At 64.6% G+C, this 14,515-nt stretch carries 13 protein-coding genes; all 13 read right to left on the bottom strand.

Annotated features, from left to right (window positions below; translation table 11 throughout):
• Positions 1 to 25: 25 nt before the first annotated feature.
• Positions 26 to 904 carry a MinD/ParA family ATP-binding protein gene (locus tag AB1286_RS12530; RefSeq protein WP_430363589.1) on the bottom strand — a complete coding sequence of 293 codons (879 nt, stop codon included), beginning with the start codon at positions 902 to 904 and terminating at the stop codon, positions 26 to 28.
• Positions 897 to 2,720 carry a flagellar biosynthesis protein FlhF gene (flhF, locus tag AB1286_RS12525; RefSeq protein WP_430363588.1) on the bottom strand — a complete coding sequence of 608 codons (1,824 nt, stop codon included), beginning with the start codon at positions 2,718 to 2,720 and terminating at the stop codon, positions 897 to 899. The genes AB1286_RS12530 and flhF overlap by 8 nt, the downstream gene beginning before the upstream one ends.
• Positions 2,717 to 4,819, bottom strand: a complete 2,103-nt coding sequence (gene flhA / locus AB1286_RS12520) for a flagellar biosynthesis protein FlhA (RefSeq protein WP_430363587.1) — start codon at positions 4,817 to 4,819, stop codon at positions 2,717 to 2,719. Before flhA ends, flhF begins: the two co-directional genes overlap by 4 nt.
• On the bottom strand, positions 4,816 to 6,021 hold the full coding sequence (flhB, locus tag AB1286_RS12515; RefSeq protein WP_430363586.1) for a flagellar biosynthesis protein FlhB: 1,206 nt from the start codon (positions 6,019 to 6,021) through the stop codon (positions 4,816 to 4,818). Before flhB ends, flhA begins: the two co-directional genes overlap by 4 nt.
• Before the next feature lie 258 nt (positions 6,022 to 6,279).
• Positions 6,280 to 7,530 carry a DUF3443 domain-containing protein gene (locus AB1286_RS12510; RefSeq protein WP_430363585.1) on the bottom strand — a complete coding sequence of 417 codons (1,251 nt, stop codon included), beginning with the start codon at positions 7,528 to 7,530 and terminating at the stop codon, positions 6,280 to 6,282.
• 23 nt (positions 7,531 to 7,553) lie between these two features.
• Positions 7,554 to 8,075, bottom strand: coding sequence for a DUF2844 domain-containing protein (locus AB1286_RS12505; RefSeq protein WP_430363584.1), 522 nt, complete (start codon positions 8,073 to 8,075; stop codon positions 7,554 to 7,556).
• 343 nt (positions 8,076 to 8,418) lie between these two features.
• Positions 8,419 to 9,750 (bottom strand): DUF3443 family protein, encoded by a 1,332-nt coding sequence (locus tag AB1286_RS12500; RefSeq protein ID WP_430363583.1) that lies wholly within the window; start codon positions 9,748 to 9,750, stop codon positions 8,419 to 8,421.
• 22 nt (positions 9,751 to 9,772) lie between these two features.
• Positions 9,773 to 10,273, bottom strand: coding sequence for a DUF2844 domain-containing protein (locus AB1286_RS12495; RefSeq protein WP_430363582.1), 501 nt, complete (start codon positions 10,271 to 10,273; stop codon positions 9,773 to 9,775).
• Between the two features lie 159 nt (positions 10,274 to 10,432).
• A complete protein-coding gene (cheZ, locus tag AB1286_RS12490; protein WP_430363581.1) occupies positions 10,433 to 11,137 on the bottom strand; it encodes a protein phosphatase CheZ in 705 nt (234 codons plus the stop codon).
• Position 11,138: 1 nt separating this feature from the next.
• Positions 11,139 to 11,534 carry a chemotaxis response regulator CheY gene (cheY, locus tag AB1286_RS12485; protein WP_430363580.1) on the bottom strand — a complete coding sequence of 132 codons (396 nt, stop codon included), beginning with the start codon at positions 11,532 to 11,534 and terminating at the stop codon, positions 11,139 to 11,141.
• A gap of 52 nt (positions 11,535 to 11,586) precedes the next feature.
• Positions 11,587 to 12,681, bottom strand: coding sequence for a protein-glutamate methylesterase/protein-glutamine glutaminase (locus AB1286_RS12480; RefSeq protein WP_430363579.1), 1,095 nt, complete (start codon positions 12,679 to 12,681; stop codon positions 11,587 to 11,589).
• A gap of 5 nt (positions 12,682 to 12,686) precedes the next feature.
• Positions 12,687 to 13,436 carry a chemoreceptor glutamine deamidase CheD gene (gene cheD / locus AB1286_RS12475; protein WP_430363578.1) on the bottom strand — a complete coding sequence of 250 codons (750 nt, stop codon included), beginning with the start codon at positions 13,434 to 13,436 and terminating at the stop codon, positions 12,687 to 12,689.
• Complete coding sequence (locus AB1286_RS12470; protein WP_430363577.1) at positions 13,433 to 14,407, bottom strand: CheR family methyltransferase; 975 nt, start codon at positions 14,405 to 14,407, stop codon at positions 13,433 to 13,435. Before AB1286_RS12470 ends, cheD begins: the two co-directional genes overlap by 4 nt.
• Positions 14,408 to 14,515: the final 108 nt, after the last annotated feature.

The following is a 14,515-nucleotide window of genomic DNA, read 5'->3' as shown; positions in this document are numbered from 1 at the left end:
CCCCCTTCTCCTTGTCCCTAACGTTTCAAGCATGTTGGCGTTCGGCAACGCCCGCGTCGGCGAGCGCCGACGCCGGCATGGCCGAGCGCACCGTGGCATCAGAGCGCGGCGAAACCATCGCCGGGCGCATCGGCCAATACAACATTTCCGCGGCAACGTGCCGAAAATCCCGCGCCGACTGTGTCGACGGGAATGCATCGACGACGCACCGCCCCAATTCCAACGACCGCTCCATCAGCGGATCGGCCGCCACGCAGCCGGCATCCTCGATCGACACGGTCAGATAGCGCGCCGCCACTTCGGCGAGGTTCTCGAACGTCGTGTGCGCATCGGCGAGGCTCGACACGTGATTGACGAGCACGCGAAACTGCGCGATCGCATGTTCGAAGTGCAAGCGCTTCATGCAGGCGTACGCTTCCGTAATCGCGCTGGCCGCCACGCGCGTGACGATCATCACGTCGTGCGCTTGGCAGGCGAGCAGCGAAAACGCGCCTTGACGGTCGAGCCGCGCATCGACGAGCACCACGTCGGCCGGCCCCGACAGCAGCAAACCGAGTTGCGCCGCGCTGTAGCCCGCACAGTTCTCGCGCGAAGCGGCGAGCACCGAAAATCCCAACTCGTGACGGGCGCACGCCTGGTCCAGCGAGATCTCCCCGTCCATCAGCGCGCGCAGCGAGCCCGCGCTGTGCAAGCCGCCCAGCATCGCCGAGACCGAACGGCTGCCGAGGCGCTCGTCGATCACGAGCACGTCCTTACCGAGCGCAGCTAGCGCCGCCGCCAAATTCACGACGGTCGAGGTACAGCCGACGCCCACGGGACCGCCCGTGACGGCCACCACGCGCGACCCGCTCTTCGCGAGCAGCCGGCGCAGCCCTTCTGCCTGATCGGTCACTTGCTTAACCAAAGCGAACCTCGTGAAGTTCGGCGCTCGAGCGGCTCGACAGCGCCGAGAGCAAGGCGGGAATATCGTCGTCGTGCGGTACGAACGGCGAGCCGTCGCGCGGAATGCAAAACGCGCTCTTGATCAAAAACTTCTTCGCGGCGACATACAGGTTCTCGGGCACCTTCTGTCCGGTCGACACGTAGTGCACGGGCAGCTTGTAGCGGATCACCGTATCGAGCACGCCGCCGAGGTTCGTCGCCTCGTCGAGCTTGGTCAGAATGCAGCCGGCCAGCTCGGGTTGCCCCGGCGCGCTGCGATAGGCTTGCACGACCTCGTTGAGCGTATCGCCATGGCTCGTCGCATTCAGCAGCAGCAGTCGCTGAACCCGCTGACCCGCCCCGCAGAGCATGGCGATTTGGTCCGATACGGTCCGATCGCGCTGGCTCATGCCGATCGTGTCGATCAGCACGATGTGTTTGTTGCGCAGCTCGGCAAGCGCGAGTTGCAAATCGGCCGCGTCCTTCACCGCATGCACGGATACGCCGAGGATCTTGCCGAAGATGCGCAGTTGCTCATGGCCGCCGATCCGGTAGCTGTCGGTCGTCAGAAGCGCCACTTTGCTTGCGCCGAAACGCATGACGCAGCGCGCGGCGAGCTTGGCCGTCGTCGTCGTCTTGCCGACGCCCGTCGGGCCCATCAGCGCGAACACACCGCCGCGCTCCATCAACTCGTCTTCGTTTTCCAGAACGGGCAGGTTCGAGGCGAGCACCTGGTTCACCCAGTCCATCCCCGCGTCGAAGTTTTCGACTTCGGGCATGTGCTCCACCACCATGCGCACCAGCTGCGCGGAGAAGCCGGCCGAAAACAGCGCCTTCGTCACTTCGCCGTTGACGGGGCTGCGGCGTTGACGCTCGCCCCACGCCAGGCCGGCGAACTGCTCCTCCATCATGCCGCGCATCGCCGACAACTCGCTCATCACCGTTTGGTTGACGATCTCTTCGACACGCGAGCGCACGGCGTCGGCCATGGCTTGCGCGTCTTGCTCGCTCGCCCCTTCAAAGGCCGGCTTCACGCGCGGCACGGCGCGGCGCGCGGCAACGCGGGCGGCTTCATGCGCCCAATCGGGCAGTTGGGACGTCTCGAGCTCTTCGCCGGCGAGCACGCGGCCCGGCGTACCGAGACCCTTGGCGGCCGCCGCGGCGGGCGTCATCGTTTGCGCGCGCGAGCTGTGGGCGGCGCGCTCGTTTTGCGCGGCGATACGGCGAGCATGATCGATCAACCAGGGATTCGTTTCGGCCATCGTCAGCGACGGATCGGCTTCGCCGGTGCTCGCGCCGCCGATCGTACCCGTCGATGCGGGCAGGCTCGGCGCGGCCGAGCGCGCGGCGAAGCTTGCGCGGTCGCGCTCCGGCAAACGCGGGGCCGCGATCGAGGCGGCGTCGGAGAACGGCGCGCGGCCTTCGTCGGATGCCGCGGCACCCACTTCGGGGCTCGCGCCGAACACGGCGGAGAACACGTCCGGCATCCCATTCGCGTAGGGGTTCGAAGCCATCGCACCCGGCGCCGTGCTCGCATACGAGCCGGCCGGCTGCGTCATACCGACGGCAGCGTAGGGATTGGCCGCCGGCGAAGGCAAACCTTGCAGCGCGCCGTGCGAGGCGGCTTCGCCCGCATCGGGGGCAATTTGCGCGAAATCGGTATCGGCGAGCGCAACGATCTCCACGCTGCCGTCTTCATTGGTCCGGTTCGACAACACGACTGCGTCCGCACCCAGGGCCTCGCGCACGAGACGCAGCGCGTCGCGGCTCGTTGCGCCGATGAATTTACGAATGTTCAAGCTTGACCCCCGATGAGGTTAACGACTTTGATCGTGCGGGTCTCGGGCACTTCGGCGTACGAGAGCACTTTCAACTGAGGCAGGCTGCGGCGCAGGAATCGCGCAAGCATCGCGCGCAGCGCGTGCTGCACGAGCAGCACCGGAGGCAGCCCGGCATTTTGTTGACGGTTGATCGCCTTTTGCGTCGCCGTCAGAAGGGTGTGCGCGAGGCCAGGCTCGAGCCCGGGGTTGGCGCCCGTCGCGAGCGCTTGCGACAGCACGCGCTCGAGGTTCGAATCGAGACCCATGACCTGCATTTCGTTGGCGCCCGGATACCACTGTTGCGTGATCGCACGGCCCAAGGCCAGACGGACGCAAGCAGTCAGATCGTGCGCGTCGGTCAGCTTGCCGGCGTGCTCGGAGAGCGCCTCGAGGATCGTGCGCATATCGCGGATCGGCACGCCTTCCTCGAGCAGGTTTTGCAGGACCTTTTGCAGGGTCGTGAGCGGCAGCGTCTTCGGCACGAGGTCTTCGACGAGCGAAGGGGCATCCTTACCGGTGCGCGTAACGAGGGCTTGCACTTCCTGGCGGCCGAGCAATTCGGCGGCATGCTGCACGACGAGATGGTTCAAGTGCGTGGCGACGACCGTGCTCGCATCGACCACCGTGTAGCCGTACACCTGCGCTTGCTCGCGCAAATTCGTATCGATCCAGATCGCCGGCAGACCGAAGGCCGGATCTTGCGTGGGCTGGCCCGGCAACGCGGCCGAGACTTGGCCCGGATTGATCGCGAGCCACTGGCCCGGGTAGGCCTCGCCCACGCCCACTTCGACACCCTTGAGCGCGATCCGGTAACCGTTCGGGCGCAGCTCGAGGTTGTCGCGAATGTGGATGACGGGCGGCAGAAAGCCGATTTCCTGCGCGAACTTCTTGCGGATGCTCTTGATGCGCTTGAGCAATTCGCCGTCGGTGTTCTTGTCGACGAGCGGAATCAGGCGGTAGCCCACTTCCAGGCCGAGCGTATCGATAAGCGTGACGTCGTCCCAGCTCGCTTCGTTGTTTTCCGCGGGGGCCGTGACGGCCGGCGCGACATCGACGAGCGAGGCTCCGCTCTTCGCGGCTTCGGCGCGCTTTTTCATCGTGCGGCCGAGTTGGATCGCACCGCCGCCGAGCAGGAGGAAGGCGAAGTGCGGCATGTTCGGGATCAGGCCCAGGATCACGATGATCGTGCCGGTAATCATCAGCACGCGCGGGTTCGTGAACAGTTGCCCCGTGAGCTGCGTGCCGATGTCCTCGTCGGTCGCGACACGCGAGACGATGACGCCGGCCGCGGTCGAGATCACGAGCGAGGGGATCTGCGCGACCAGGCCGTCACCGATCGTGAGCAGCGTGTAGGTCTTGCCGGCCGCGCCGAAATCCATGCCGTGCTGCACGACGCCGACGATGAGCCCGCCGAGCACGTTCACGACCATGATGATGAGGCCCGCGACCGCATCGCCGCGCACGAACTTCGAGGCACCGTCCATCGCGCCGTAGAACTCGGCTTCTTGCGACACGGACTGGCGACGCTTACGCGCGCCGGCTTCGTCGATGAGGCCCGCATTCAAGTCGGCATCGATCGCCATCTGCTTGCCGGGCATCGCATCGAGCGTGAAGCGAGCGGCCACTTCGGCGATACGGCCGGCACCCTTGGTGATCACCATGAAGTTGATGACCATCAGGATCACGAACACGACGATACCGACGGCGAAGTTGCCGCCGACGAGGAAGTGCCCGAACGATTCGATGACCTGGCCCGCAGCGCCCGGGCCCGTATGGCCTTCGAGCAGCACGACCCGGGTCGAGGCCACGTTCAGCGACAGGCGCAAGAGCGTCGAGAACAGCAGCACGGCCGGGAACGCCGCGAAATCGAGGGGCTTTTGCGTGTACATGCTGACGAGCAGCACCATCACGGACAGCGCGATGTTGAACGTGAACAGTAGATCGAGCAGGAACGGCGGCAACGGCAGAATCATCATGCCGAGGATCATGCAGATCAGGATCGGACCTGCGAGCGCGCGCAGGTTCGTGCCGCTCAGTGCTTGTCCCTTGCCGAAAAGGCTTCCGACGCGCGCGTTCATGCCGATGCTCCTTCATTTGCGTCGCCGAGCGCTTCGTCGGCTTCTTCGCGTTCGTCGGCCTCGGAAATCGGGCCCTTCTTGTCCATCTCCGCCGGCACCTCGAGCTCGGTCGGGGCGGCCGGAACGTCGCCGCCTTCCTCGCGGAACCGGCGCAGTTGATAGACCCAGGCGAGCACTTCGGCCACCGCGTTGTACAGGGAGCCGGGGATTTCGCGGTTCAATTCGACGTTGTGATAAAGGGCGCGAGCGAGCGGCGGCGCTTCGAGCAGAGCGACGTTGTTCTCCGCGGCGATCTCCCGGATACGGGCCGCGACGAGGTTCACGCCCTTGGCGACGACCTTCGGCGCGCGCATTTCGCCGTCCGCGTACTGCAACGCGACCGCATAGTGCGTCGGGTTCGTGACGACCACGTCGGCCGTCGGCACCGCGGCCATCATGCGGCGGCGGGCGATGGCGCGCTGCTGCTGGCGAATCTTGCCCTTCACGTGCGGGTCGCCTTCGCTTTCGCGGTGTTCGCGCTTCACTTCTTCCTTCGTCATGCGCAGCTTCTTGTGGTACTGCCAAAGTTGATAAGGGACGTCGACCGCGGCGATGAGGAACATGCCGGCAACGGTCGTTGCGCAGCACACGGCGACGATCGACATACCGTGGCCGAGTGCCCGAAAGAGCGGCTCGCCGGCGAGCCCGAGGATTTGATCCTTGCGCTGCCACACGGCCGTGCCGCCGATCACGCCGACGAGCAGCGTCTTGGCGAGCGACATACCGAGCTGGATCACGCCGTTGATCGAAAACATGCGGCCGATGCCGGCGACGGGATTTAAGCGCTCGAGCTTCACTTCGAAGACTTTCGGCGAGAGCAGCCAGCCGCCGAGCGCCATCGGGGCGACGATCGCCGCCAAGCCCGTCAACGCGAGAATCGGCATCACCGCCATGAAGCCTTCGCGGCCTGCGTTGGCCGCGCCGATCAACATCCGGTTCGTGTCGAGCAGCGTGGCGTGGTCGAACATGAATGCGCCGCGCATCAAGTGCTGCAAATGCATGCCGATCGGGCCGGAAAGGCCCCAAACGCCGAAGAAGCCGGCGGCGAGCAACGCGAAGGTCGCCAATTCCCGCGAGCGTGCGACCTGCCCTTCCGAGCGCGCCTTTTCCAGGCGCCTGGGGGTCGCTGCTTCGGTTTTGTCGAGGTCGCTGTCCTCTGCCACAGGAAATTTCTCCGCAAGAAACTTGGCGACATGCCGTTATCCAGTGAGAGCGATTATTCCCGGATGGGTCAACGGACGATCGGCGGATAAGGCGGGGGAAACGGGTGCATTTCGAGTGATCGGCGCCCCGGCCGGCCGCGCGCGGAATCGGCGGCGCTCAAGGCTCGCGAGAGACGGTGGGCGCGCCGCGTGCCGGGCGCGCCACCTTGGGAAGGAATGCGGCGGATGATCGCGCCCCGAATTGCTCGGGGCCGCGGGTCAAAAAGCGACGAACGGCGCGGGGCCGCCGGAGCCCGACTGGTCGAGTCCGTAGTAGACGTTGTGGCCGTAGAAGAAGGGCATGCCGATATCGACGAACGTCGCGCCGCCGAGGTTACCGGCCAGATCGTTGAGGGCGAAATTGCCGTTCGCGAGCAACGACGTCGCGTTACCGACCGCCATCGACACGGCAAGGCCGCTCGGCGCCCCTAAGGTCGATGCGTTGTAATCGGCGACGTTGACCGTGCGCGTGACGGTCGAGCCCGGACAATAGAACGACGAAGCAGCCCCCGAGCAGTTCGACAGCGTGCCGTCGGTGAAGAAATACGCGTTCGATCCCGAATCGAAGAAGGCTGTCGTCGCGTTGCCGGCGAAAGTCGCGTTGACATCGCCGAACTGGTTGGTCGTGAGCTTCGTCGCCGTCCCGGACATCGCGTTGTTCGACTGCGTCCCAATGCCGAACGTGAGCGTTCCGGTGACAGTGGACTGCCCGCTCGGCCCGATGCCCGGCATCGACAACATGACGCCGTTGTTGTCGGAGGCGAACTTAGCGACGGGATTGGTGACTTGCTGTGCGAGAGGGACTAGGGTCTGCGTGCAGTTGGCGTTGCCGGGACACGCGTAGTAGTAGCTGTTGCCCACAGGCGCCGTTGCGCAAAGCGTCCCGCAATCGCTCGTCGCCACGCCGATCCCGAGAATCCCGTTCGCGCTCAGGTCGGCGGGTGTCAACTCCAGGATGCCCGACGAGCAGCCGCCGGTGACGACGGCGCTCGGCGACAAATCGCCGATAACCTGTATCGGCAAGTTCGCGGCCGTTTCCCCGCCGATTTTCACGTCGGCGGTACGCACCGAACCCCAGGTATGACCGTCCGCGAATGCCGTGCATTCCGCGATCGGGAGCCCGGCGACCGTTTCTTGCGGCAACGATCCCAGTACCTGGTTCATCGCCGAGCTGGCGAGCCTCAGGCCGAACGACTCGGTATCGACTTGAACGTTGTTCACCGTCTGACAGACGCTCGAGCCCGGCACGCAGATCGTCACGCTGACGGTGGGAATATTCGCCACGCTTTGCACGCCTTGACCCACGGTCACGGCAACCTGATTCGCGGCCACCTGGCCACCGCCGCCACCACTGCCCGAGCCGGCCGAATTGTCCCCTCCTCCGCCCCCGCCGCAGGCAGCGAGAAGCACGGCGACGGCGGCAATCCCGAGCGCGCCCAGCGCCCGAACGACTCTGCTTTGAGTACGCAAGATGGTTCTCCTCGTTCGTTCGGTTACTTGATGTCGGCGCCGGTCAAACCGGCCGGCAACGCGCTCGGTAGCCAGGCCTGTCCGAAGAACGAGCCCATATGGCCGCCCGAATGGACGACCAGATCGGACGCCTCGACGGCAACGGGTCCTCGGCTACGGCGGGCCGCATGGATCGCCTTGACGCCGCTTGCGTACTGCGAGAAATAACTGCCGAGGAGCGCCTGGAGGTCGGGCATGCTGGGGCCGTTCCAGGCAATCCCGAAGACGTTCCCGTCCGCGCCGATGTACTCGCGCACGGTCGTGCCGCTCGAGAATTTCGTCGCCCGTACCGTGTATTGGGCGTTCGGCGCGGTACCGGATGCCGAAGCCGCGGTGGATGCGGCATGGGCGACGGGGGCGGCTGTGGCGGTCGTGGTCGCATCGACGGGCACGGTCATCGGTGCGCCGCCGAGCGCCGCCCAGGCCGGCAAGGTCAGCGCTGCGAGAGCGGATGCGAGAGCCGTTCGGGCGCCGGCGCGTAAAGGAGAATTCGGACGATTCGACATCGGATCGGTGCCTCCCTAATTGAATTTTTTCGAGCGCGTAGGCGCGACCGCCGGAAGGCCACGCCGCCGATCGGGCGTGGCTGCTCTAAAAATCTAGTACATCTGGCGGTGCTATATGAGCGCGATCCTCGTGCAAAGTTCGTACCGAATCGCATCGTTCCGATATTACGGCGAGGCAACGCCCCACAACCGCCAGGTGCAACTGCCTGCCGCGGGACTAGATTTATCGGTGAAATGGAATAGAAAGACGGGAAATATCGGGCAAATCTATGATAGGCCGCCCGGATACGCGGCAAGGCGCGGCGGGCGAGCCACCTGCCTTGCACGAGGGAAGAAAAGGTTTTTAGAACGACACGTACGTATTGGACACGACACCCTGATTGCCCATGCCTACCGCGTCGTAGTTGAAGTAGAACGTACGCCCGTAGAAGAACGGCATGCCGACGTCGATCGCGAAAATGCCGCTCGTCGCCGGATCGAGATAGGCCCCGAGGTCGTCGAACGCAAAGCCGTTGCTCGCGATCAGCGTGGAAGCGTTGGCGATATTCAGCGTGATTGCGCTCGTGGCGGCGTTATATCCGGTCAAATTGGCGACGCGCGTAGTCGTCGTCGCCGGGCAGAAGAAGCTGCTGCCGGAACATTGCGCGATCGTGGTATCGGGGAAGAACAATCCGTTCGACCCGGAATCGAAGAACGCATACGTCTGCGTGCCGATGCTCGTCATCATGGCCTGCGGGACGTCGCCGTAGACGTCGGTCTGGAATCGGACCAATCCCGAGGACGGCTGGACGTTGTTCGTCTGGGTCCCGATGCCGAAGGTCAACACGCCCGTGGCGGTCGAAACGCCGGTCGAGGTGACCGTGGGCATGGTGAGCGCAATCCCGTTGTTATCCGCGGCAAACGACCGAACGGGGTTGCCCACCTGCTGATTCAGGGGAACGGTCGTTTGCGCGCAGCTTGGGGTGCTGAAACACGCGTAGTACATCCCATTCGTCAAGTTGGTCACGCAATTGCTGCCGCAGTCGTAGCGGGCGGTACCGACGCCGAGAATGCCGTTGGCCGAGAGGCTCGACGGCGTGTCGTTCAGCGTACCGCTGCTGCAATTGCTCGGCGTGGCGCCGGCGCCGCTACCGAACGCCGATTGCGAGATATCGCCCAAAATTTGAATCGGCAGATTCGACGCCAACTCGCTGCCGAGCCTCACATCGGCCAGGCGCACGGAGCCCCAGCTGAACCCATCGGCAAAGCCTGCGCATTCGGCGAGGGTTTTGCCGCCGGACACGGTTTCCGCCGGCAACGAAGAAAGGAACGTCCCCAAGGCATCCTTCGTCAGACGTAAGCCGTAGGAGCCGGTGTCGAGTTGGATGTTGTCGATGGTTTGGCAGATGCTGGTTCCGGGCTGACACACCGTCACGCTGACCATCGGAATGTTCGGCGCTTTGAGCGCCAGGTTCAGCCCCGACGACACGGTCACGGCGATTTGATTGTTCGCCGCCGTCCCGCCAACGCTCGACGTCGAACTCGACGTGCCGTTCGTGCTGCTGCTCGTGCCGCTCGATCCGCCGGAGCCGCCACCTCCTCCGCCTCCCCCGCCGCAACCCGCCACCAATGCAATCGCCGCGGCCAAGCCGAAAGCGCCGAGCGCTCGGATCCATTTCCCGTTGATACCCAACATGTTTCCCCTCGTTTTTCGTTCGTTATCGGATATCGCCGGCGCCGACGCCGGCCGGCAGCGCTTGCGGCAGGTAAGCCTGACCCGCGAAGGCGCCCATGTGGCCGCCCGAGCGAACCACGAGGCCCGGCGCTTCGAGATTGAGAGGACCGCGACCCGGCTGCGCAGCGCGCGCGGCCGCGCGAGCGCTGTCGTATTGCGGGAAATAAGTGCCGAGCAGTTCCGGCAGATTAGGGATGATCGGTCCGCTCCACGCGATGCCGAAGACCGTGCCGGCGCTGGAGACATACTCGCGCACGACCGTGCCGGTGCTCAGCGTGGTTTGCGTCACGGTGTATGCCGCGGCGCTAGCCGCACTCGCCCCGCTCGACGCGACATGGGCGACGGGCGTGCGCGACGTAGCGACGGCCCCGCCGCTCGGCGGCGTAGGCGCGCCGCCGAGGACGGCCGACGCAGGCAGCGCGGCGCAGAGCAACGCGCATCCGAACGCCGCGCAAACGGCGGCGCGCATGATTCGATTCGACATCTGGAAAGAACCCCTTTTTTTGGTTGATCTTCTAGCGCCCCTCGGCGCCGCTCAGCGGGTACATCCTTCCCTACGCGCCCGCCCAATCGAAAAAAGGCCGCCTGCGATTGCGCAGGCGACCTTTCGTCGGGGTACTAGCGCGAGCGCGCCGGAAATATGTCAAAAACCAAGACTTGCGAGCAGATCGTCGACGTCGGATTGATCTTGCACCACGTCGGTGCGTCCTTCCGGATTGATCTGCGGCCCGTTCAGCAAATGATCGGGCGTCGCCGTCGAATTGGGATCCGCAGCGAGGGATGCCGCCGTTTGCGCGAACTGTTCGCGGCGCTCGGGGGCGATGTTTTCGACCAGCACGGTCAGCAACTGCTGCTCGATCACGTACACGACGTCCATGATCTTTTTGATGACCTGCCCCGTCAGATCCTGGAAGTCCTGCGCGAGCATGATTTCCAGCAGCTTTTGGTTCGTCGTGGCAGTCGTATCGGGAACACGGGCGAGGAACGCGCGCGTATCGGTCATCAGCGTACGAACTTCCTCGCGCTCGATCGGCGCGGCGAACCAACGCTCCCAGCGGCTGTCGAGGTCGGCGGCGTCGCTTTGCAACTGCTCTTGCAGCGGCTTGGCGATGTCGATCGCGCACAGGACACGCTCCGCCGCCTGCTCGGTCATGTTCGCCACGTACTTCAGGCGATCGCGCGCATCGGGCACGGCCTCGGCGGCGTGCTCGATATGCTTATCCAATCCGAGCTCGCGCATCGAATCGCGCAGCGTCTTCGTGAGCTGACCGATCCGCGCGAGGATCCGGTCGGCTGTCAGGTCTGGGCTGTCCGAGCCGTCCGACTGCACATTGCTGGGTTGATCCACATCAGCTCCCGGTCTTCGTCAACTTTTCGAGAATCTTCGTGAGCTTTTCGTCGAGCGTAGCGGCGGTAAACGGCTTCACGACATAGCCGCTCGCGCCGGCTTGTGCCGCCGCGATGATGTTTTCCTTCTTCGACTCGGCCGTGACCATCAGCACCGGCAAATGCGAAAGCGCGGCATCGGCACGGATGCGCTTGAGCATTTCCAAACCGTCCATGTTCGGCATGTTCCAGTCGGAAATCACGAAATCGAAGCCACCGCCTTGCAGGCGCGAGAGGCCGGCCGCGCCGTCTTCGGCTTCGTCGACGTTCGCATAGCCGAGCTCTTTCAACAGGTTGCGGACGATCCGGCGCATCGTCGGAAAATCGTCCACGACCAAAATTTTCATGCTTTTGTCCATCTTTCTTCCCTTTAACCTTAATTGGTCGGCGCAAGAACCGGATCGCGGCCGGTCACACGCGCTGCACTCGATCGCCCATCGCCGCCAGTCTCGTCATGACTTTGCGGCTCATTTCCGATAAAGGCGCGACCTCATCGGCGCCGCCGAGCGCAATAGCTTCGCGCGGCATGCCGAAAACGACGCAACTCGCCTCATCCTGCGCGAGAGTGTATGCGCCTGCATTTCTCATGTCTAACAATCCTGCTGCCCCGTCGCGTCCCATACCCGTCAGAATCACGCCGATGGCGTTCTTGCCGGCATGCTGGGCGGCCGAGCGGAACAGCACGTCGACCGAAGGCCGGTGCCGATTCACGGGCGGATCGTCGGAGAGGTGCGCGATATAGTTGGCACCGCTGCGCGCAAGCAACAGATGTGCATGGCCGGGCGCGATGTACGCGTGGCCCGGTAGCACCCGCTCGCCGTGTTCCGCCTCTTTCACCGTAATCCGGCACAGCCCGTTCAAACGCTGCGCGAACGACTTCGTGAAGCCGGGCGGCATATGTTGCGCGATCAAAACAGCCGGCGCATCGGGCGGCAGCGGCACGAGCACTTCGCGGATCGCTTCGGTACCGCCCGTCGACGCGCCGACGATGATCAGCTTCTCGGTACTGACAAGCGGGTTGTTGAACATCGGTGCATGTGCGACCGCCGCGTGCGTCGCGTTGCTACCCGCGGCCGGAGCCTGTGCGGCGGAGCGGGCCCGCACCCGAGCGCGCGCGGCAGCCCGAATCTTATCGGCGAGCTTTTCGGCGTAGTCGAGCATGCCTTCCCGAATCCCGACCTTCGGCTTGGTCACGAAATCGACCGCGCCGAGCTCGAGCGCGCGCAGCGTGATTTCCGAACCGCGCTCGGTCAGCGAGGACACCATGACGACCGGCATCGGCCGCAGCCGCATCAGCTTTTCGAGGAAATCGAGCCCGTCCATGCGGGGCATTTCGACGTCGAGCGTCAGCACGTCGGGGTTATGCTGCTTAATTAGCTCGCGTGCGACGAGCGGGTCCGGCGCCGTCGCGCAGACCATCATGTCGGGCTGACTGTTGATGATCTCTGTCATCAAGCTACGAATCAGCGCCGAGTCGTCGACACACAATACTTTGATTTTCTGCACAGGTACTACGCCTCCTCTACGGTCTTGGCGCTGTTGATCGGAGTCGTGCCGCGCACGATCTCCAAACGTGTTTTAGCGGCGGGCGCGCCGAACAGCTCGATACGCGGCTTTTGCGCCTGGCCGTTCGTTGCGAAGAGCTCGGCATGGCCGGTCGCGCGCGCCGCGCGAGCGTGACGGGCCGCCCGCGCTTGCTCCACTTGCTTGGCGAGCGCCTGTTCGCGCTCGGCCACGGTCGGGTCCTGCTGCAACCGTAACTTCTTCACCATCGCCTGACCCGTAGTGGGCATAAAGGCGACCTTGCGGGGATGCACGCCTTGCAAATCCTCGGCGACGATGCGGATCTTCTCGAGCCCGAGGTAACGACGGACGAACTCGGCATTGCGATCGCCGATGTTGATCGTCGTCATTCCCGCGAGCACGGCAGCCCCGCCGAACACCTTCGCTTCGAAACGCTCGCGGCGGCCGCCCATTTTAATCAGTTCGTTGATGAGCACTTCCATCGCGTATGCGCCGTAACGCATCGAATCGGACGCGGCCTGATTCGGCTGCTCGCCGTCGTCGGGCAGCATGAAATGGTTCATGCCTCCGATACCGGCCGTGCGATCGTGGATGCACGCCGCCACGCACGAACCGAGCACGGTGACGAGCACCATGTCCTCGCGCGTCGTATAGAACTCGTTCGGCAACAGCTTCACGCCGCGCCGGCCGAAGTGATTGTCGAAGTACAAATTGGTCGCGATCGGCAGCGCACTCATACCGTCACCTCCTGGTGCGCTTGGGAGCGCGATGCGCGGCCGCCCGCCTGCGCGTCGCGCGCAAGTTCGTACACTGTCTGGCCACGCAAACGAAACGCCTGCGTGACGTAGGTGAAGTTCTCGGAGTGACCGGCGAACAAGAGCCCGCCCGGCTTCACGAGCGGCTCGAAACGCGAGAGCACTTGCGACTGCGTCGGCTTGTCGAAGTAGATCATCACGTTGCGGCAAAAGATGGCGTCGAACTGCTGACGCAGCCCGTAATCGGCATCCGTCAGATTGAGCTGCGCGAAGCGAATCATCGAGCGCAATTCCGGACGCACTTTCACCAAGCCGGCATGCGGGCCGGTGCCTTTCAAGAAGAAGCGCTTCAGACGCTCGGGGCTCAGTTGCTTGACCTGGTCGAACGAGTAGACGCCCGCCTCGCCCTTCGCGAGCACCTGGGTATCGAGATCGGTTGCGAGAATGGTCGCCTGACGCGCCTGCGACTCGCCGAGCGCCTCGACGAGCGTCATCGCAATCGTGTACGGCTCCTCGCCGGTCGAAGCCGCCGAACACCAGATCGAGACCGGCTGTTGGCGACGCTTCACGAATTCCGAGAGGATCGGAAAGTGATGCGATTCGCGGAAGAAGGCCGTCAGGTTCGTCGTCAAAGCGTTCGTGAACGCCTCCCACTCCTCGGCGCTGTTCTCCGCTTCGAGCAAGTCGAGATAGCGACGGAAGCTGTCGAGACCGCGTGCGCGCAGACGCCGGGCGAGACGGCTATAGGCCATGTCGCGCTTGTGTTCGGACAGCGAAATGCCGGCGCGCCGGTGGATGAGCTCGCGGATCCGGGCGAAATCGGCGGAGGTGAATTCGAAATCGCGATCCGCGAAACCGGACCGGTCGGCAACGCCCGGCCGGTCGTCGGCACGATCGCCGAGACCGCCGGGCTCGGCCCGCTCGGGCCGGAAGAATGCGCGCGCTGTCGTCATGGTGCTTCTCTCACTTCGTGATGGCCGGCGAGCGCCGGTGCGACGATGCACCGGCCACCGGCACGGACGCTCGCGCGCCTAGCGTTTGACGCTCCCCGTCCGCGCGTG

This window comes from Trinickia sp. NRRL B-1857 (assembly GCF_050470685.1).
Classification (GTDB): Bacteria; Pseudomonadota; Gammaproteobacteria; order Burkholderiales; family Burkholderiaceae; genus Trinickia.
The sequence above is the reverse complement of the archived record's forward strand: the minus strand, read 5'-3'. Positions and strand labels throughout refer to the sequence as shown.